Source organism: Rhizobium sp. BK512 (assembly GCF_014194915.1).
Classification (GTDB): domain Bacteria; phylum Pseudomonadota; class Alphaproteobacteria; order Rhizobiales; family Rhizobiaceae; genus Rhizobium.
This window is the reverse complement of sequence record NZ_JACIAS010000001.1, coordinates 1,005,587-1,024,179: the sequence shown is the minus strand read 5'-3', so window position 1 is coordinate 1,024,179 and position 18,593 is coordinate 1,005,587. Positions and strand designations below refer to the sequence as shown.

Below are 18,593 nucleotides of genomic sequence, written 5' to 3'. Positions count from 1 at the left end.
GCTCAGGCAGCATTCTCCTCAGCATCGACGTGAGCCGGCGCTTCTGCCGGCTTTTTGCGCCAGCGGCGCAGCACGACGTAGAAGACCGGCGTCAGGAACAGGCCGAAGATCGTCACGCCCAACATGCCCGAGAACACGGCCGTGCCGAGCGACTGGCGCATTTCAGCACCGGGGCCGGTGGCGATGGCAAGCGGCAGGACGCCAAAGATGAAGGCGAAGGCCGTCATCAGGATCGGGCGCAGGCGAAGATGGCTTGCCTCGATTGCGGCATCGACGACGCTTTTCCCCTCTTCTTCTGCCTGCCTTGCAAACTCGACGATCAGAATGGCGTTCTTGGCCGCAAGGCCGATCAGGACGATCAGACCGATCTGGGTGAGGACGTTGTTGTCCATTCCCCTCAGCCAGACGCCGATCAACGCGGCGAGCACTGCCAGCGGAACAATGAGGATGATCGCCAGAGGCAGGACCCAGCTTTCATATTGCGCGGCAAGCGCAAGGAAGACGAAAATGACAGACAGGGCGAAGATGTAGATCGCGGTATTGCCGGTGTGGGTTTCCTGATAGGCTAGCTCGGTCCATTCGAAGGTCGTCCCCGGCGGCAGGATCTGCGCAGCCAGACCCTCCATCTTCTTGATGGCGTCGCCCGTTGATGTACCGGGTGTCGGATTGCCCTGGAGCGGCACCGAGACATACATGTTGTAGCGCTGGACGAGTGCCGGACCGCTGGAATCCTGGATATCCATCAGGGTACCAAGCGGAACCAGCGCGCCGGTTGCCGAGCGAACCTTCAGGGCGAGAATATCGTCCCTGTCCATGCGGTATTGCCGGTCGGCCTGGGCGCGAACCTGGTAGACGCGTCCGAACGCGTTGAAATCGTTCACATAGGCAGTGCCGAGGTTGATGGAGAGAGCGTTGAAGATATTGGGGATCGGCACATTCAGGAACCGTGCCTTGTCGCGGTCGATCGCCAGGAAATATTGCGGGCTTGCGTCCGAGAATGTCGTGAAGACGCCAGTCAGGCCGGGTGTGGTTGCAGCCGCACCCATCATCTGACGGGCCAGACCAAGGACGCGCGTCATGTCCGCGTTTTCAAGATCCGAGATCTGCATCTTGAAGCCGCCGGAATTGCCGACGCCGCGCACGGATGGCGGCGGGATGGCAATGATGAAGGCTTCCTGGATGCTCTGCAGCTTGCCGTACAGTTCGCCAATGATCTTGTTGGCGGTCTCGCCGCCCTCTTCACGTTCAGCAAAAGATTTGAAGGGGACGAAGACGACGCCGGAATTCGAAGCGTTCGTGAAGGTCGCCCCGCTGAAGCCGGCAAATTGCACGGCATTGCCGACACCGGGCACCGTGCGGGCGATATCGCCCACCTGCTTGACGACGGCGTCGGTACGCGCCAGCGAGGCGCCGTCCGGAAGCTGGATGACGACGATTGCGTAACCCTGGTCCATGGTCGGGATGAAGCCCGATGGAACCTTCTGTCCCATATACCATGTCGCTCCGAGCAGGCCGGCGAAGACAACAAGCGAAGCTGTCAATCCTACCCAACTGCTGACGAGGTGCCGGACGATCCAGGAATATCCGGAACTCATTCGATCGAATCCGCGATTGAAGCCATTCGCAAGCCCGCTTCCCAACTGCGAGAAGATGTTCTTGCGCTTGGTCTCGTGATTGTGGGTTTTCAGCAATATGCCTGCCAGTGCGGGCGAAAGCGTCAGCGAATTCAATGCGGAAATCGCCGTCGTGACTGAAATCGTCACCGCGAACTGTTTGTAGAACTGTCCGGAAATACCCGGAATGAAGGCCGTTGGCACGAATACGGCGATCAGCACCAGCGAGATGGCGACCACGGCGGTCCCGACTTCGTCCATCGTGACGTGCGCCGCCTGTTTCGGGGTCATGCCGCGCGCCAGGTTTCGCTCGACATTTTCCACTACCACGATCGCGTCGTCGACGACGATACCGATTGCCAGGACGAGGCCGAACAGCGTCAGCATATTGAGAGAGAAGCCGAAGGCGAGCAGGACGGCGAAGGTGCCGATCAGCGACACGGGAATGGCGATGATCGGAATGAGGGCGGTTCGCCAGGATTGCAGGAAGACGAGAACGACGATCGCCACGAGGATCGCAGCCTCGGCGATGGTCCTGTAGACCTCATTGATCGAATCCGAGATGAATTCGGTCGTATCGTAGACGATCCGATATTCCAGGCCCTGCGGGAAGTTCTGCGACAGATCCTTCATGATGCCCTGGATCTGATGGGCCGTATCCAGCGCATTGGTTCCCGGCCGGGCGAAGATGCCGAGGGCGACGGCCGGGTCATTGTTGAGATAACTGTTGGTGACGTAATCCTGTGCGCCGAGTTCAATGCGGGCGACGTCCTGCAGCGACACGAGCCGGCCGCTGGCCGTCGATTTCACGATGACGTACCGGAACTGGCGTACATCCGAGAAACGTCCGTCCGTTCGCACCGTATATTCGAACGCATTCTTGCCGGTCACCGGCGGAGCGCCGATCTTGCCGCCCGATACCTGGACGTTCTGGTCTCTCAATGCGGCGACGACATCATCGGATGTCATTCCGTAGGCGGAGAGCTTTTCCGGATCCAGCCAGATTCGCATCGAATACTGGCGCTCACCGAAGAGCTGCACGTCACCGACACCATCAAGGCGTACAAGAACGTCGCGTATGCGATTGCGGGCGTAATTCGAGACGTAGAGCTGGTCATAACGATGCGACGGCGACAGGAGGTGCACGACCATCATCAGGTCAGGCGAGCTCTTGTCGGTGGTCACGCCAAGACGCTGAACTTCCTCGGGAAGTCGGGGCAGGGCGATGGAAACGCGGTTCTGCACAAGAACCTGGACCTTGTCGAGATCGGTGCCGAGCTTGAAGGTGATCGTCAGCGACATGGCGCCATCGGCACTGGAATAGGAAGACATGTAGAGCATGTCTTCGACGCCGTTGATCTGCTGTTCAAGCGGGGTCGAAACCGTATCGGCAATCGTCTGCGGGTCGGCGCCCGGATAGGAGGTGCGCACGACGATGGTGGGCGGTGCAATCTCCGGATACTGGGAGACCGGCAATTGCGTGTAGGCAATGCTGCCGACAACAAGCAGAACAATGGAGATGACGGCCGCAAAGATCGGCCGGTCTACGAAGAAATGGGCAAATCTCATTGGCCGCTCTCCGCGCCGGCTGTTTCCGGCGGAGCATCCGTCCGCTGCTTGGGCAATTCGGTCATCTGAGGTGTTACCTTCGCACCCGGTCGGGCGCGTATCAGGCCGTTGACGATGATCGTCTCGGTGCCGTCGAGGCCTTCACGAATGACACGGTAACCGTAGAGCCGCGGACCGGGCCTCACGGACTTGGTCGAAACGGTGCCATCGGCGCCGACGACGTAGACGACGCGCTCGTTCTGGTCAGAGCCGATTGCCTCGTCAGGGACGAGAATGGCCTGGTAGGTGTTGGAGGCTTCAACCTGAATGCGGCCGAAGAGGCCGGGCTGAAGAACGAGATCGGGATTGGGGAAGCGGGCACGCAGACGAATGGTGCCGCTCTCGTTGTCGATCCGGTTCTCGGCGAAATCGAGTTTCCCCTGGAACGGTTTTGCATTGGGATCCGAGATCGTCACGGTGACATCCAGTCCGCCGCCGCCCTGCTGGAGATCCTTGCCGAGCTTGCGTGCCGTATCTGCGAAGTTGAGCAGGCGGCGCTCGTCGACATCGAAATAGAAATCGATCGGGTCGAGAGAAACAATCGTCGTGAGCACTGTCTGGTCGGTCTGCACGAGATTGCCGGCAGAGATCAGGCGTCGGTCGATGCGGCCGCTGAGGGGGGCGGCGATCTCGGTATATTCCATGTCGAGCGCAGCACGATCGGCTGCAGCCTGCGCGCCGCGGACATTGGCCTGCGCCGAATCGAACTCACGGCGGCGATCGTCCAGTGTCTGGGCCGATTGGCTGCCGCTCGAAGCCAGCGACTGGGCGCGCTTATATTGTGCGTCGGCAAAGACCAGAGCCGATTTCGACGCTTCAAGTGCGGCATTGGCCTGATTGAGTGCGGTGACGAACGGCCTCTGATCGATGACGAAGAGCCGGTCGCCCTTTTTCACCAGAGCGCCGTCGGTGAAGTCGACTTCCTGCAGGTAGCCGCCGACGCGCGAGCGGACCGAGACCTCGTCGACCGGTTCAAAACGGCCGATGAACTCGTCATTGTCGACCACATCGCGCACCACGGGCTTGGCAACGGTGACGGGCGGGGGGGCAGCCGCTTGCTGCGCTTCAGCGATAAGCGGCAGGAGGGCCGCAAAGCAGCCGAGCGCCAGTGTCTGTCGAAACGAATAAGCCATTCCGGTCCCCCTTGCGGGCGGCCGAATGCAGCCGCCTGAACCTATGCCTGAAAATTGCTGTTCATGTCTGCCGGGACGAAAGCATGAGCCTTCGTCCTAAGTCCGAATTCTACTCATGCGTGGCTGCCGGGAAGATGACAGGTGCAAGCCAGCACCTCGAAATCAACCGGAAGGAGAAAATCCTGATCTCCGTAACCCTATGAAGACAGACTATAAACGGGAGAATCCAAAAATTGCAAACGCCAATTGTTCGCATTGATTTGGCGTTCCGCAAACCCCTGCATTTCTGCGGATGTGTCGCGTTATCACATTTGCGCGAGGCGTTTCGACGCCAGCTTGGGTCTCTCAAAACCAGATCGGAAGGCTCGCCGAACGGTGGGCTGCGGCATTTTGGCCGCAGCTGCGGAATCTTGAGGCCGCATGCTTGTGCATTGCACATGCTCAATATATCTACCATTATCATAAGGATGCTTATTACTAGCCGGCGAAGGTAAATGACCAACAATCCAACACTCGGTTTTCTTCTGCACGACGTCGCCCGCCTGCTGCGCAAGCGGTTCGAGCAGCGCGCAAAGGACCTTGGGCTGACGCGGTCTCAGTGGCAGACGCTGGCCTATCTCGCCAACAATGAGGGCATCCATCAGAGCGGGCTTGCCGAAATCCTCGAAATCGAGCCGATCACGCTGGTCCGCATCCTGGACAAGCTCGCCGAGCGCGGCCTGATCGAGCGCCGCCAGCACCCGACCGACCGGCGCATCTGGCTGCTTTACATGCGCGAGGCAGCCCATCCGATTCTCGCCGAAATGCGTGAGATCGGCGACGTGACCCGCGGCGAAGCGCTGGAAAGCATCGCGCCGGAACAGCGCGAGCAGCTTTTCCATATCCTATCCGTAATGAAGACGAACCTGGTGCAGGCGTGCCGGTCCCCGGTCGCCGAGAATGAGACGAATCATGGCTGATCAATCCTCCTTGCGCGTCGTGTCCGACGCCAATGCCAAAACACCTGTCGAAGAAATTACCCAACAACCGGAAACGGTAGCTGAGGCGCCTTCATCCAATTCAGCGCCTGCGGCTGTCGCGGTGGCTGCGCCTGGCGGCAATAAGGTCCGCCGCCGGCGCAGCTTCACCCGTCCCGTTCTCTTTGCCCTGCTGCCCGTGGCGCTCGTCGTCGGCGGCTACTATTACGTCAATGGCGGTCAGATCATGTCGACCGACAATGCCTATATCCAGGCGGACATGGTGGGCATTACCACCGACGTTTCGGGCATCGTCGACAAGATCAACGTGCACGAGAACGAGCAGGTCAAGGCAGGGCAGGTGCTCTTCAGCCTGCAGTCGGATTCCTTCAAGATCGCGCTCGATGGCGCCAAGGCGCAGCTCGGCGCACAGCGCAACCAGATCATGAATATGCAGGCCAGCTACCGGCAGTCGCTGACCGAAATCACCCAGGCCGAAGCCGATCTGCCCTATTATCAGGACCAGTTCGACCGGCAGCAGAACCTCGTCAACAACGGCAGCGCCACGCAGTCGGCCTATGACGAAGCCAAGCACAATCTTGAGGTCGCGCAGCAGAAGGTTTCCGTCGCCAAGGCGGAAGCCGCAACGACACTCGCCCAGCTCGGCGGCAATGCCGATCAACCGGTCGAGGAGAACCCGCTTTACCTGCAGGCCAAATCGCAGGTCGACAACGACCAGCGCGAACTCGACCACAGCATCGTCAAGGCACCGTTCGACGGTATCGTGACCAATGTGAACGCATTGCAGGTCGGTTCCTACCTGCAGGCTTCGCAGCAGGCCTTCTCACTGGTTTCGACCACCCATCTGTGGATCTCCGCCAGCCCGAAGGAAACCGAACTCACCTATGTCAAGCCGGGCCAGACGGCCGACATCTATGTCGATACCTATCCGGGCGTCGTTTGGAAGGGCAAGGTCGAGAGCATCAGCCCGGCTTCCGGCTCATCCTTCTCGCTGCTGCCGGCACAGAACACTACCGGCAACTGGGTGAAGGTCGTGCAGCGCATTCCGATGCGCGTCAGCATCGATGAGACCGAAGGCAAGCCGCCGCTTCGCGTCGGCATGAGCACAGTCGTCGATGTCGATACCGGTCATGCACGCGGCCTTCCCGATTTCATCAGCAACCTTCTGGGCCAGGCCAAGAGCCACGAGTAACGGCCATGAGCAATGCTCCTGCATCACCGGCAACCCCCGTTGCCAATCGCGGCGCGATCACGGCCTGCGTCATTCTGGCCGTCATCATGCAGGCGCTGGATACGACGATCGCCAACGTGGCGCTGCCCTATATCCAGGGCAGCGTTTCGGCTTCCGCCGACCAGATCAACTGGGTTCTGACCTCCTACATCGTCGCGGCCGCCATCATGACGCCGCCGTCCGGCTTCCTTGCCGCCAAGTTCGGCCGCAAGCGCGTGCTGCTGACGGCGATCGTCGGCTTCGTCGTCGCCTCCATCCTGTGCGGTCTGGCGCAGTCGCTGCAGCAAATCGTTGCCTTCCGCCTGCTGCAAGGCCTGTTCGGCGCCTCGCTCGTTCCCCTTTCCCAGGGCATCCTCCTCGACATCTATTCCGTCGAGGAGCGCGGCTCGGCCATGGCCCTATTCGGCGTCTCGGTCATGGTCGGGCCGGTTCTGGGGCCTGTCATCGGCGGCTGGCTGACCGACAATATCAGCTGGCGCTGGGTCTTCTACATCAACATCCCAATCGGCGCTCTTGCCTTTGCCGGCATCGTCATCTTCGTTTCGGAGACGAAGAGGGATGCGCTCGCCAAGCTTGACTGGTTCGGCTTCGGGATGATGAGCCTGTTCATTGCCGCGCTGCAGCTCTTCCTTGATCGCGGCGAGCAGCTTGACTGGTTCTCTTCTGGCGAAATCGTCGTCGAAGCGATCGTCTGCGCTGCTGCCTTCTATCTGCTTCTGGTGCACACGCTGACGGCGGAGAAATCCTTCGTCAATCCGCGGCTGTTCCTCGACCAGAATTTCACCGTCAGCATGATCTTCATCTTCGTGATCGGCATCACCTATCTCGCCTCGCTGGCGCTGATGACGCCCTATCTGCAGACGCTGATGGGGTATCCGGTCATCACGGCTGGCATCGTCATGGGGCCACGCGGCCTTGGGACGATGCTCTGCATGTTCATCGTCGGCCGGCTGATCGGCAAGGTGGATACGCGCTGGCTGCTTTTGCTCGGCCTCGGTCTGACGGCCTGGGCAATGTACGACATGACTGGCTGGACGCCTGACGTTTCGCAATGGACGATCGTTTCGGTCGGCTTCATCCAGGGCGCCGGCCTCGGCTTCCTGTTCGTGCCGCTGACGACGATCGCCTTTGCCACGCTGCCGGCGCAGATGCGCGGCGACGGGACCGGCCTCTACAACCTGTCGCGTAACATCGGCTCCTCTGTCGGAATCTCGATCGTCTCGGCCCTCATCGTCGAGAATACGCAGAGCAATCACGAGTCGATTGCAGCCTACGTGACGCCGTTCAATCATGCATTCAATGCGACGGCTGCCCAGAGCCTCAGTCCGCTGACGGCAGTCGGCCGTGCCGCCCTCAACGACCTCATCACACTACAGTCGACCATCATCGCCTATATTGATGACTTCAAGCTCTTGATGCTGATGTCGCTGGCCGTCATGCCGCTGGTGCTGCTTTTGAGGAAGCCGAAGGCGCCGCCGGCCATGGACCATAGTGCCGTCATGGAATGACGTTGCAGCCTCCGCGTCAGCGGAACGGTTTGCTCAGGAATCGCGATCCCTGAATGCCGAAGCGCCACGGTGCTTCGGCATTTTTCGTAATGCCGATCCGCTTGCCCGAGACGATCGGAACAGGCGCGGATGGCGAGATCGCATAGGGCGGCTGGTCGAGCATCCGGTCGTTGATGGCGATATCGATGCCGAGCGCCTGGCAGAGTTTTCCCGGACCGCTGCAGAACTGCGTGAGCACATCTGTGCCGCGCCTTTCCGCCATGGTCGCCAGTCCGGTTTCCGGCTCCAAGGCACGGATCAGCGCTGCCGAGCCCGGCGTGCAGACGAAGTTCAGGCACCAGTACATGCCATAGATGCGGTAGATATAGACATTGCCGGGACGGCCATACATGGCGCCATTGCGCTTGGTCGGTCCCCGAAAACTGTGAGACGCCTCGTCGTCCGGGTAATAAGCTTCGGTTTCGGTGATCCGTCCGCCCGCGTCATTGACCATGAGGTGGCAGCCGAGCAGATCGCGGGCGACCTCGATCGCATCGCGTTCGAAGAACTGGCGCAGGCTCTCCCCGGCAAGGGGGCCGGCGCCGATCGCGCCATTGATCGTCTCGATGCTCATGGAGACCGGCGATACCATCCCCTTCGATGATCCGCCAGCCGGAACGTCCAGGCCCTCACGGCATCGGCAATAGATGCCGATGCAGATCTAGTGGCCGGTATTCGGATCGCGCATGGGAATGGAGGAAACGGTGACGGAAACCGGGTCGCTTGCCGGGAAGGAATCCTCCAGGCCTTCGTTCAGCTCTTCCTCCAGCAGGGCTGGATCCTTGCTGCGGGCGCTATCCCCGTGAACGGGCTCTAAAGCCAAGGTCATCAGTGCCCTGGCTTTGGCGATGGCATTGTCGTGGGTAAGATCGGGCGCTTCGCGCAGTGTCACCGCAATCCTGTCTTCCCCTTCGCCGCCGAATTCGACGATGAAGCCTTCGTCAGCCTGGTAGACGATGATATCGCTGAGTGCCATATCTCTTTCTCCGAAGATGCTAATATGAGTGAACCGCGTTTTCGGCGGTTTGTCGAGCAAAGACCTTCACCAGCCAGTCGATGAAAACACGCACGCGCGGCGAAAGCTGGCGGTTTCGCGGGTAGAGCAACGAGACAGGCGTCTGCGTCGGCAGAAAATTGGCGAGCACCTGAACGAGCGTGCCGGCGGCCAGATCCTGTTCGGCGTGGTAGCGCGGGATCTGGATCATGCCGAGGCCCATGCGGGCAGCGGAAATATAGCTCTCGGCGGCATTGACGGTGACGGTCGCGGGAATGGTGATGTTGCGCACGCCGCCATCCACGATGAATTCCAGCGGCAGCGGGCCGGCGCTGCCCGTGGCGCGGAAGCCGACCATGCGGTGTGTATCCAGCCTCTCCGGGTGGTCAGGCTTGCCGAAAGCGGCGATATAGGAGGGAGAGGCCAGTGTGATCTCGTCCAGCATGGCGACGCGCCGGGCGACCATGTCGCTATCCTGCGGTACGCCAACGCGCAATACGCAGTCGATGCCTTCGCGCACCAGGTCCACCAGCCGGTCGCCTTCGCTCATGTAGAATTCGATATCGGGATAGGTCTCCAGAAACGACGGCAGGCTCGGCAATACGAAATGGCGGGCCAGCGTGCCGTGCACGTCGACCCGCAGCAGGCCTTTCGGCTTGGCGCCGGCAAAGGCGCCTTCAGCCTCCTCGATATCGGCAAGGATCGACAGACAACGCTGGTAGTAGGCTTCGCCATCGAGCGTCGGGCTGACATGACGGGTGGTGCGCTGAAGCAGGCGCACGCCGAGGCGCGCCTCAAGTTGCTTGACCGCGTCCGTCACGGTCGAGCGCGGGAGGCCGGTATCTTCTGCGGCAAGCGTGAAGCTGCGGCGCTCCACGACGCGGGAAAAGACCCGCATGGCATCGAATCTGTCCATCGAATTTGTTCGCATTTCCCGGATAGTGATGCCGAATAATGGCTGATTATCCGCAAGATATAAAGGGGCATCTTCTTCTCATCGAAAGGGCGCTGCGGCGCCGAAGCAAAGGAGAAGAAAATGTCTGCCAATCAAAACAAGGTCGCTCTCGTTACCGGCGCTTCTCGCGGCATCGGTGCTTCGATTGCCGAACGTCTCGCCAAGGACGGCTTTACCGTCGTCATCAACTATGCCGGCAACGCTGCCCTTGCTGAAGACCTGGCCCAGAAAATCGAGAAGGCCGGCGGCAGGGCGCTGACGGCACAGGGCGATGTCGCCGATGCCGAGGCTGTGCGCCGCATGTTCGACGCGGCAGAGACCGCCTTCGGCGGTGTCGACGTCCTCGTCAACAATGCCGGCATCATGCTGCTGTCGCGCCTTGCCGATGTCGATGATGCCAGCTTCGACCGCCAGATCAGCGTCAACCTCAAGGGCACGTTCAATACGCTGCGCGAGGCTGCCAAGCGCCTGCGTGACGATGGCCGGGTCATCAACTTCTCGAGCTCGGTCGTCGGCCTGAAGCCGGAAACCTATAGCGTCTATGCCGCAACGAAGGCTGCCGTCGAGACGATGGGCGCCATCCTCTCCAAGGAGATGCGCGGCCGCCAGATCACCGTCAACACGGTCGCTCCCGGCCCGACGGGCACTGATCTCTTCCTCAATGGCAAGTCCGATGAGCTGATCGATCGCCTTGCAAAGGCAAACCCGCTCGAACGCCTCGGCACGCCTGAGGATATCGCCGGTGTGGTTGCCTTCCTCGCCGGCCCTGACGGCGCCTGGATCAACGGTCAGGTGCTGCGTGCCAATGGCGGCATGGTCTGACGCAGATTTCGTGGCGGCAAGAGCGCCGCCACACTCCTCCCTCGCATTCTTTCAATCAACCCCATTCGAACAGCCAACCCACTCGAATAGAAGGAACAGGATCATGAGCAAGCAAGTCATCGTCATCACCGGTGCTTCCAGCGGCTTCGGCGCTCTTACCGCCCGCGCGCTCGCCAAGGCCGGCCACACCGTCTATGCCTCGATGCGCGAAACAGAAGGCCGTAACCGGCCGCAGGTCGAGGCCGTCGAAGCCTTCTCGAAAGAGAACAGTGTCGATCTCAAGGCTGTCGAACTGGATGTCGCGTCCGATGCTTCCGTCGAAGCAGGCATTGCCAAGGTGATTTCCGCTGAGGGGCACATCGATACGATCATCCACAATGCCGGTCATATGTCCTTCGGTCCGGCCGAGGCCTTCACGCCTGAGCAATATGCCGAGCTTTTTGACATCAACGTGCTGTCGACCCAGCGTGTGAACCGCGCTGTGCTGCCGCACCTGCGCAACCGGGGCAGGGGTCTCGTCGTCTGGGTTTCCTCCTCGTCCACTCGTGGCGGCACACCTCCATACCTTGCTCCCTATTTCGCCGCCAAAGCCGCCATGGACTCGCTTGCCGTCTCCTATGCCAGTGAACTGACCCGCTGGGGCATCGAAACGGCAATCATCGTTCCCGGTGCCTTCACCAAGGGCACGAACCACTTCGCCCATTCCGGTTCGCCCGCCGATACGGCTCGAGCTGCAGAATATAATGACGGTCCCTATAAGGGCGTGCCGGACCAGGCGCTGAAGGGCCTGGCCTCGCTTGAACCTGCCGACGCGGATGCTGCTTCCGTTGCGACCGCGATCGTCGATGTGGTGAATATGCCCTTCGGCAAGCGCCCGTTCCGCACCCATATCGATCCGTCGGAAGACGGTGCGGAAATTGTCAACGGCGTTGCCGACCGCGTGCGTGCCGAGCTCTTCCGCCGCATCGGCATCGAGGATCTGCTGAAGCCCGTTGTCAACAGATAACTGCCTGTCGCAAAGTTGTGAACGGCCTCTTTGGTGCTGCCTCTTACTATCCGGCTAAGCGCACCTATATCAGATTGGACGGAGGAAGACGGCAAATCGTCGCCGGCCTCCCGACCTCCACTCCAGGGCCTGCCGCGCCTTTCCTGCGGTGCGACAGGCCTTCAGTTTCAGACATCAGATTAAGGCCCGTGACGGTTATCCCTCCCATCACGGGCCGTTTTCTTTTGTGGCGGCGTTTGTCAGCGAGCGTTGAGCTTGGCGTCCGCCAGCAGCTTCACCAGCCAATCGACGAAGACACGGACCTTGTTGCTGAGATGCCGGTTCGGGGGATAGACGACGTAGAGCGGCAGCGACTCGCGCGTCCATTCCGTCAGGGTCTGCACCAGCTCTCCCTTCGCCAGCGGCTCACGCGCCATGAAGATCGGGATCTGGGCGAGACCGAGGCCGGCGAGTGCTGCGGTCATGTAGGTGCGGCTGTCGTTGACGGAGACGATATAGCGCGGATTGACCTCGATGGTCTCATTGCCCTTGCGGAATTCGAAAGGCACCGTGCGATTGTTCTGAGCGCGGAAGTAATTGACCGAATAGTGTTCCGTTTCAAGCTCTTCCGGCCGCTGCGGCAGGCCGAATTTCTCCACATAGAGCGGTGCGGCGCAGGTGATCATTTCGATTTCCGAGACGCGCCTGGCGATCAGCGACTGATCGGCCGGCGTGCCGGCGCGCAACGCGCAGTCAACGTTTTCGGCGAGATAGTCGACGGTGCGGTCGCCGACGCCGAGGTCGATGCGGATATCGGGATAACGCTCGTAGAAATCACAGAGCGCGGGCACCAGGATGGAATCGGCAAAGGCGCCGGCCATCTCGACGCGCAGTCTGCCCGTCGGCAGGCTCTGTGAGTTTGAGAGACTGCCGTCCAGCTCCTCGAGCTCGGAAATGATCTGCGCAGCGCGTTCGTAATAAAGCGCGCCGTCCGTCGTCACCATGACGCGGCGGGTGGTGCGGTTGAGGAGCTTGGTACGCAGGTGCGCCTCCAGCCCCTGAATGAGATTGGTCACCGTCGCCTTGGGCATGGCGAGCATGTCGGCGGCGCGGGTGAAATTGCCCGTCTCCACCACGCGGATGAAGACGCGCATTGCCGAGAGCTGATCCATCGGTTCAATTCCGCAGTTTGCGTTGCAACATTGTTCAGGATTCGGAATAGTGTTATCGCGATATCGCTTCTTATTCCCCGATTTGAATAACAATATCTTTTTGGTGCAAAATGCAAGAGACAGGCGTTGTCTGTCGAGGTGTGGCAGGCAGCAAGAGATAGTGACGATGGTGCCCGAGATCAAAGACATGGTGTTGGAAAAGGTGGCCGCTGGCCCCGTTTCTGCGCGCGTCTACATGGGCGCCGACTTCGGCAAGGGGCCGCCAATCGTGCTTTATCTGCACGGCGGGGCGTTTCTCGACAAGGACCCGAATGCCGATCGCCCGATTGCAAGCAGCCTCGCACAAGCCGGCGCGATCGTCGTTTCTGCCGATTACAGTACGCTTTCGGGCAATGTTTTTCCGAAGGCGCTCGAAGTTTCTTTCTCGATCTTTTCCTATCTCGCACTCAAGAAAGCCGGTCTCGGCGACCGTAAGTCGCTGCTTTTCGTTGCCGGCGAAGAGGCGGGTGGTAACGTAGCTGCCGGTGTTGCGCTGAAGGCGCGTGACCAGATGCCGGATGCGCTCGACGGCCAGATCCTGCTTTCTCCTCTTCTCGATCCCTTCATGGGGACCTCCTCCATTCGCAAGGCGGACAAGATCGGCATGCGCCAGCGCTGGACGGAAGGCTGGAGCCATTACCTGAGCGGCGGCGGCTGCCATCCCTATGCTGCGCCCTGCCTGTGCTCACGGATATCAGGTGTTGCGCCAGCTCTGATTTTTACGGCGGAGGATGATCCGCTGCACGACGAGACTATCGGTTACGCCGCTCGCCTGAAGAAGGCAGGCGTTGCCGTGCGCCAGCATGTTCTCCCCGCCGGGACAGGTTGGCCATCCATTTACGGCGGAAAATCTGAGGGGACTTCCACGTGGCAGGGCAACGTCAGCCGCCACTTTGGAGATTTTCTTCAGGACGTGAGCGTTCAGCCACAATTGCATTGAAAACGAACTGATTTTTACGGCCGTTCGGCCGCAAGGAGAGTACCAATGACGTCCAGAAGTAAACGCTGGGCCCTGGTGGGCGCCGGTCTGGGTGTTGCTGCGTCCATTTCGGCCGCTGCCATCTTTTTCGAACTGCCGATGAGCGCAACCGCCACGGCCGCCTCTGAACCTGCGCAGCCTCCCGCTGTGCCGGTGACGGTTGCTGTCGTCGCCAGCCGCGACGTGACGAACTGGGAGAATTTCTCCGGTCGTCTCGAGGCTATCGACCGCGTGCAGATTCGCCCCCGTGTCGGAGGCGCCATCCAGTCCGTGCATTTCCGTGAAGGTGCCTTGGTCAAACAGGGCGATCTGCTGTTTGCCATCGACCCGGCTCCCTATCAGGCGGCCGTTTCCCAGGCGCAAGGCCAGGTCGCTTCGGCGGAAGCCAAGGTCAGCCTGGCGCAGACGGAACTCGACCGCGGCCGCCGTCTTTCGGACAACCGGACGATCTCGCAGAGCGATCTCGACCAGCGCCAGAGCACGCTGGCTGAAGCCCAGGCGAGCCTGCGTTCGGCACAGGCAGCCCTTCAGTCAGCGCAGCTGGATCTCGACTACACGCAGGTCAAGGCGCCGGTTTCCGGCCGTATCGGCAAGATCGAGGTGACGGTCGGCAACATTGTTGCGGCCGGTTCAGCCTCGCCCGAGCTGACGACGCTCGTCTCGGTCGAACCGATCTATGCGAGCTTCAATGCAAGCGAAGAGATGGTCACCAAGGCTCTTTCGGAGCTTCCGGCAACCGACGCGGCGCTGCCTGCCGTAGAGCAGATCCCGGTCGAAATCGGCACGCTCGCCGATGAAGGAACGCCGATCAAGGGCAAGCTGCAACTCGTCGATAATGAGGTGGACGCGGCCAGCGGGACGATTGCAGTGCGGGCTGTCTTCGACAATCCGGGCGGCAAGCTGATCCCCGGCCAGTTCGTGCGGGTGCGCATGGGCCAGCCGAAGGCTGAAAACAAGATCGTCATCAGTGATCGTGCCATCGGCACCGACCAGGACAAGAAGTTCGTCTTCGTCGTCGACGACCAGAACAAGGTCAACTACCGGCAGATTCAGCTCGGCTCGCTGTTCGATGGTCAGCGCGTGATCGAAGGCGGCTTGAATGTCGGCGACAAGATTGTCGTCAACGGACTGCAGCGCATCCGTCCGGGCGCCGTCGTAGCGCCCCAGATGGAAGAGAAGGTCGCGACCGCTCAGTAAGATCTGAGCCTCCTTCCCTCGGGGAGGCGGCCGTTTCCCTAGATAACATGACCTGCCGGTGTGCCTTCAAGCCACCGGCGAGGGACTTTGCATCCATGTTCACCCCGGAGAGGGCGTCAAAATGAACATATCCAGATTCTTTATCGACCGTCCGGTCTTTGCCGGTGTTCTTTCGGTCCTCATCGTGGTCGCCGGACTTATCGGCCTTCGGGCGCTGCCGATCTCCGAATATCCCGAGGTCGTGCCGCCGTCGATCGTCGTGCATGCCACCTATCCCGGCGCAAACCCGTCCGTTATTGCCGAAACGGTGGCCACACCGCTCGAAGAACAGATCAATGGCGTCGAGGGCATGCTCTACATGTCCAGCCAGGCAACGTCTGACGGCGCCTTGAACGTCACGGTCACCTTCAAGCTCGGCACCGATGCGGACAAGGCACAGCAGCTCGTGCAGAACCGCGTATCGCAGGCCGAACCGCGCCTGCCTGCGGAAGTTCGTGCGCTCGGCATCACCACGGTCAAGAGCTCGCCTGACTTCATCATGGTCGTCAACCTCGTCTCCGATGGGGACAGCCATGACATCACCTATCTGCGCAATTACGCGACACTGAACGTCAAGGACCGTCTGGCCCGCATCGCCGGTGTCGGCCAGGTGCAGGTTTTCGGCGCTGGCGACTATTCGATGCGCGTGTGGATCGATCCGCAGAAGGCTGCCGAGCACAATCTTGCCGCAAGCGACATCAGCAATGCGATCAGCTCGCAGAACGTCCAGGCCGCTGCCGGCATCATCGGCGCTTCGCCGAGCCAGAAGGGCGTCGACCTGCAGCTCAATGTGAATGCTCAAGGTCGCCTGCGCACGCCTGAGGAATTCGGCAATATCATCGTCAAGACAGGCGCCAATGGCGAGATCACCCGTCTGCGCGATGTTGCCCGCATCGAACTTGGTGCTGCCGACTATACGCTGCGCTCGCTGCTCGACGGCAAGCCTGCTGTGGCTGTTGCCGTTCTCCAGGCCCCGGGTTCGAATGCGATCGAGATCGCAGATAATGTTCGCGCCACCATGGACGAACTGCAGCTCGCCATGCCGACAGGCGTGAAGTACGAGATCGTCTACGATACGACGAAGTTCGTGCGCGCCTCGATCGAGAAGGTTATCGACACGCTGCTCGAAGCCATCGCGCTCGTCGTTCTCGTCGTCATCCTCTTCCTGCAGACATGGCGTGCCTCGATCATTCCGCTGATTGCCGTTCCGGTATCGATCATCGGTACATTCGCGGTCATGTACATGTTCGGCTTCTCGATCAACGCGCTCAGCCTCTTCGGCCTGGTGCTGGCGATCGGTATCGTCGTCGACGACGCGATCGTGGTCGTCGAAAACGTCGAGCGCAACATCGAGGCCGGGCTCAGTCCGCGTCAGGCGACCTACAAGGCCATGAAGGAAGTATCCGGTCCGATCATCGCGATCGCGCTGGTGCTTGTCGCGGTGTTCGTGCCGCTCGCCTTCATCTCCGGTCTGTCGGGTCAGTTCTATCGCCAGTTCGCGCTGACGATCGCAATCTCGACTGTCATCTCCGCCTTCAACTCGCTGACGCTGTCTCCGGCTCTGGCTGCTCTTCTCCTGAAGGGTCACCATGCGCCGAAGGACTGGCTGACGCGTTTCATGGACGCGATCTTCGGCTGGTTCTTCCGTGGCTTCAACCGCGCCTTCGGCGCCGGTTCGAATGCCTATGGCAAGGGTGTCGGCGGTCTTGTGTCGCGCAAGAGCATCGTCATGGTGATCTATCTTGCGCTGGTCGGTGCTACCTACAGCATCTTCAATACGGTTCCCGGCGGCTTCGTACCGTCGCAGGACAAGCAGTATCTGATCGGCTTTGCCCAGTTGCCGGATGCCGCAAGTCTCGACCGTACGGAAGACGTCATCAAGCGCATGACGGACATCGCCTTGAAACAGCCGGGCGTCGCCAACGCCATCGCCTTCCCGGGACTGTCGATCAACGGTTTCACCAACTCTTCGAATGCCGGCATCGTATTCGTGACGCTGAAGGATTTCGATGAGCGCAAGACGCCTGACCTCTCGGGCGGGGCGATCGCCATGGCTCTGAACCAGAAGTTCGGCGCCATCCAGGATGCCTTCATCGCCATGTTCCCGCCGCCGCCGGTCAACGGCCTCGGCACGACGGGCGGTTTCAAGCTGCAGATCGAGGATCGTGCGGGTCTGGGCAACCAGGCGCTCGACGAAGCAACCAAGGCAGTTCTTGCCAAGGCCTATCAGACGCCTGAACTTGCCGGCCTGTTCTCCAGCTTCCAGATCAACGTGCCGCAGCTCTATGCTGACCTCGACCGCGCCAAGGCCGAACAGCTCGGAGTCTCCGTCACCGATGTCTTCCAGACGCTGCAGATCTATCTCGGCTCGCTCTATGTGAACGACTTCAATGCCTTCGGCCGCACCTACAGCGTCCGTGTGCAGGCCGATGCCAAGTTCCGCGCTCAGCCGGAAGATATCGGCCAGTTGAAGGTTCGCTCGGCATCAGGCCAGATGATCCCGCTTGCAGCCCTGCTGAAGGTGGATGCAAGTACCGGTCCTGAGCGTGCGAACCGTTACAACGGCTTCCTCGCTGCCGATATCAACGGCGGTCCGGCTCCGGGCTTCTCTTCCGGCCAGGCCCAGGCGGCAATCGAGAAGATCCTGCACGAGACCCTGCCTGCGGGTATCGACTTCGAGTGGACGGACCTGACCTACCAGCAGATCCTTGCCGGTAACTCCAGCGTCGTCGTCTTCCCGTTGGCGTTGCTGCTCGTCTTCCTTGTGCTGGCCGCCCAGTATGAAAGCCTGACGCTGCCGCTTGCGATCATCATGATCGTGCCGATGGGTGTTCTCGCCGCCTTGACCGGCGTCTGGCTCACCGGTGGAGACAACAACATCTTCACGCAGATCGGCCTCGTCGTCCTTGTCGGTCTATCGGCCAAGAACGCGATCCTGATCGTGGAATTTGCCCGCGAACTGGAGTTTGAAGGCAGGACGCCGCGTGAAGCCGCAATCGAGGCCAGCCGCTTGCGTCTGCGCCCGATCCTGATGACCTCCATGGCCTTCATCATGGGTGTCGTGCCGCTCGTCACCTCGACGGGCGCCGGTGCCGAGATGCGCGCGGCCATGGGTGTCGCGGTCTTCTCGGGCATGATCGGCGTGACCTTCTTCGGCATCTTCATGACGCCGGTATTCTACGTCCTCCTGCGCCGGATGACGGGCAACCGTCCTCTCGTCCAGCACAACGACAATCATCCGCAGGATGAGGAAGACCACATCCGGGTCGCTGCGGAATAATCTCTCCTTTGTCGGGTAAATC

The 18,593-nt window shown here is 60.7% G+C and carries 14 protein-coding genes; 8 read left to right on the top strand and 6 right to left on the bottom strand.

Features of this window, described 5'->3' with window-relative positions:
* Positions 1–2: 2 nt before the first annotated feature.
* Both FHX06_RS05170 and FHX06_RS05165 read right to left on the bottom strand, forming a co-directional pair.
* The gene (locus FHX06_RS05170) at positions 3–3,182 is read right to left on the bottom strand and encodes an efflux RND transporter permease subunit (RefSeq protein WP_113209899.1); all 3,180 of its coding nucleotides are present in this window, start codon (positions 3,180–3,182) and stop codon (positions 3–5) included.
* Entirely contained in the window at positions 3,179–4,354 is a 1,176-nt protein-coding gene (locus FHX06_RS05165; RefSeq protein ID WP_112543953.1) for an efflux RND transporter periplasmic adaptor subunit, read from the bottom strand. Before FHX06_RS05165 ends, FHX06_RS05170 begins: the two co-directional genes overlap by 4 nt.
* 494 nt (positions 4,355–4,848) lie before the next feature.
* On the opposite strand from FHX06_RS05165, the gene FHX06_RS05160 reads away from it, so the two are divergent.
* Genes FHX06_RS05160 through FHX06_RS05150 form a run of 3 tightly spaced genes read left to right on the top strand, consistent with a single transcriptional unit; the run spans position 4,849 to position 8,070 of the window.
* Entirely contained in the window at positions 4,849–5,313 is a 465-nt protein-coding gene (locus FHX06_RS05160; protein WP_112543954.1) for a MarR family winged helix-turn-helix transcriptional regulator, read from the top strand.
* Positions 5,306–6,523 (top strand): HlyD family secretion protein, encoded by a 1,218-nt coding sequence (locus FHX06_RS05155; protein ID WP_112971223.1) that lies wholly within the window; start codon positions 5,306–5,308, stop codon positions 6,521–6,523. The genes FHX06_RS05160 and FHX06_RS05155 overlap by 8 nt, the downstream gene beginning before the upstream one ends.
* Positions 6,524–6,528: 5 nt before the next feature.
* Entirely contained in the window at positions 6,529–8,070 is a 1,542-nt protein-coding gene (locus FHX06_RS05150) for a DHA2 family efflux MFS transporter permease subunit (RefSeq protein WP_183878268.1), read from the top strand.
* 16 nt (positions 8,071–8,086) lie between these two features.
* On the opposite strand, the gene FHX06_RS05145 is transcribed toward FHX06_RS05150, so the two are convergent.
* The 3 genes from FHX06_RS05145 to FHX06_RS05135 all read right to left on the bottom strand — a co-directional run bounded on the left by FHX06_RS05145 (position 8,087) and on the right by FHX06_RS05135 (position 10,019).
* The gene (locus tag FHX06_RS05145; RefSeq protein WP_183878266.1) at positions 8,087–8,701 is read right to left on the bottom strand and encodes a DNA-3-methyladenine glycosylase; all 615 of its coding nucleotides are present in this window, start codon (positions 8,699–8,701) and stop codon (positions 8,087–8,089) included.
* Positions 8,702–8,770: 69 nt separating this feature from the next.
* Positions 8,771–9,085, bottom strand: a complete 315-nt coding sequence (locus tag FHX06_RS05140; protein WP_113116728.1) for a hypothetical protein — start codon at positions 9,083–9,085, stop codon at positions 8,771–8,773.
* Between the two features lie 19 nt (positions 9,086–9,104).
* Entirely contained in the window at positions 9,105–10,019 is a 915-nt protein-coding gene (locus FHX06_RS05135) for a LysR family transcriptional regulator (protein WP_183878264.1), read from the bottom strand.
* A gap of 120 nt (positions 10,020–10,139) precedes the next feature.
* Between FHX06_RS05135 and FHX06_RS05130 the strand changes: the two genes are divergently transcribed.
* Complete coding sequence (locus tag FHX06_RS05130; RefSeq protein WP_183878262.1) at positions 10,140–10,880, top strand: SDR family oxidoreductase; 741 nt, start codon at positions 10,140–10,142, stop codon at positions 10,878–10,880.
* Between the two features lie 103 nt (positions 10,881–10,983).
* On the top strand, positions 10,984–11,886 hold the full coding sequence (locus FHX06_RS05125) for an SDR family oxidoreductase (protein WP_112543961.1): 903 nt from the start codon (positions 10,984–10,986) through the stop codon (positions 11,884–11,886).
* Positions 11,887–12,125: 239 nt separating this feature from the next.
* On the opposite strand, the gene FHX06_RS05120 is transcribed toward FHX06_RS05125, so the two are convergent.
* A complete protein-coding gene (locus tag FHX06_RS05120; protein ID WP_112543962.1) occupies positions 12,126–13,037 on the bottom strand; it encodes a LysR family transcriptional regulator in 912 nt (303 codons plus the stop codon).
* 166 nt (positions 13,038–13,203) lie between these two features.
* Here FHX06_RS05120 and FHX06_RS05115 point away from each other — a divergent pair, with 166 nt between their 5' ends.
* The 3 genes from FHX06_RS05115 to FHX06_RS05105 all read left to right on the top strand — a co-directional run bounded on the left by FHX06_RS05115 (position 13,204) and on the right by FHX06_RS05105 (position 18,571).
* Positions 13,204–14,016, top strand: a complete 813-nt coding sequence (locus FHX06_RS05115) for an alpha/beta hydrolase (protein ID WP_112971219.1) — start codon at positions 13,204–13,206, stop codon at positions 14,014–14,016.
* A gap of 45 nt (positions 14,017–14,061) precedes the next feature.
* Positions 14,062–15,252, top strand: coding sequence for an efflux RND transporter periplasmic adaptor subunit (locus tag FHX06_RS05110; protein WP_112543964.1), 1,191 nt, complete (start codon positions 14,062–14,064; stop codon positions 15,250–15,252).
* Between the two features lie 121 nt (positions 15,253–15,373).
* The gene (locus FHX06_RS05105; protein WP_112543965.1) at positions 15,374–18,571 is read left to right on the top strand and encodes an efflux RND transporter permease subunit; all 3,198 of its coding nucleotides are present in this window, start codon (positions 15,374–15,376) and stop codon (positions 18,569–18,571) included.
* Positions 18,572–18,593: the final 22 nt, after the last annotated feature.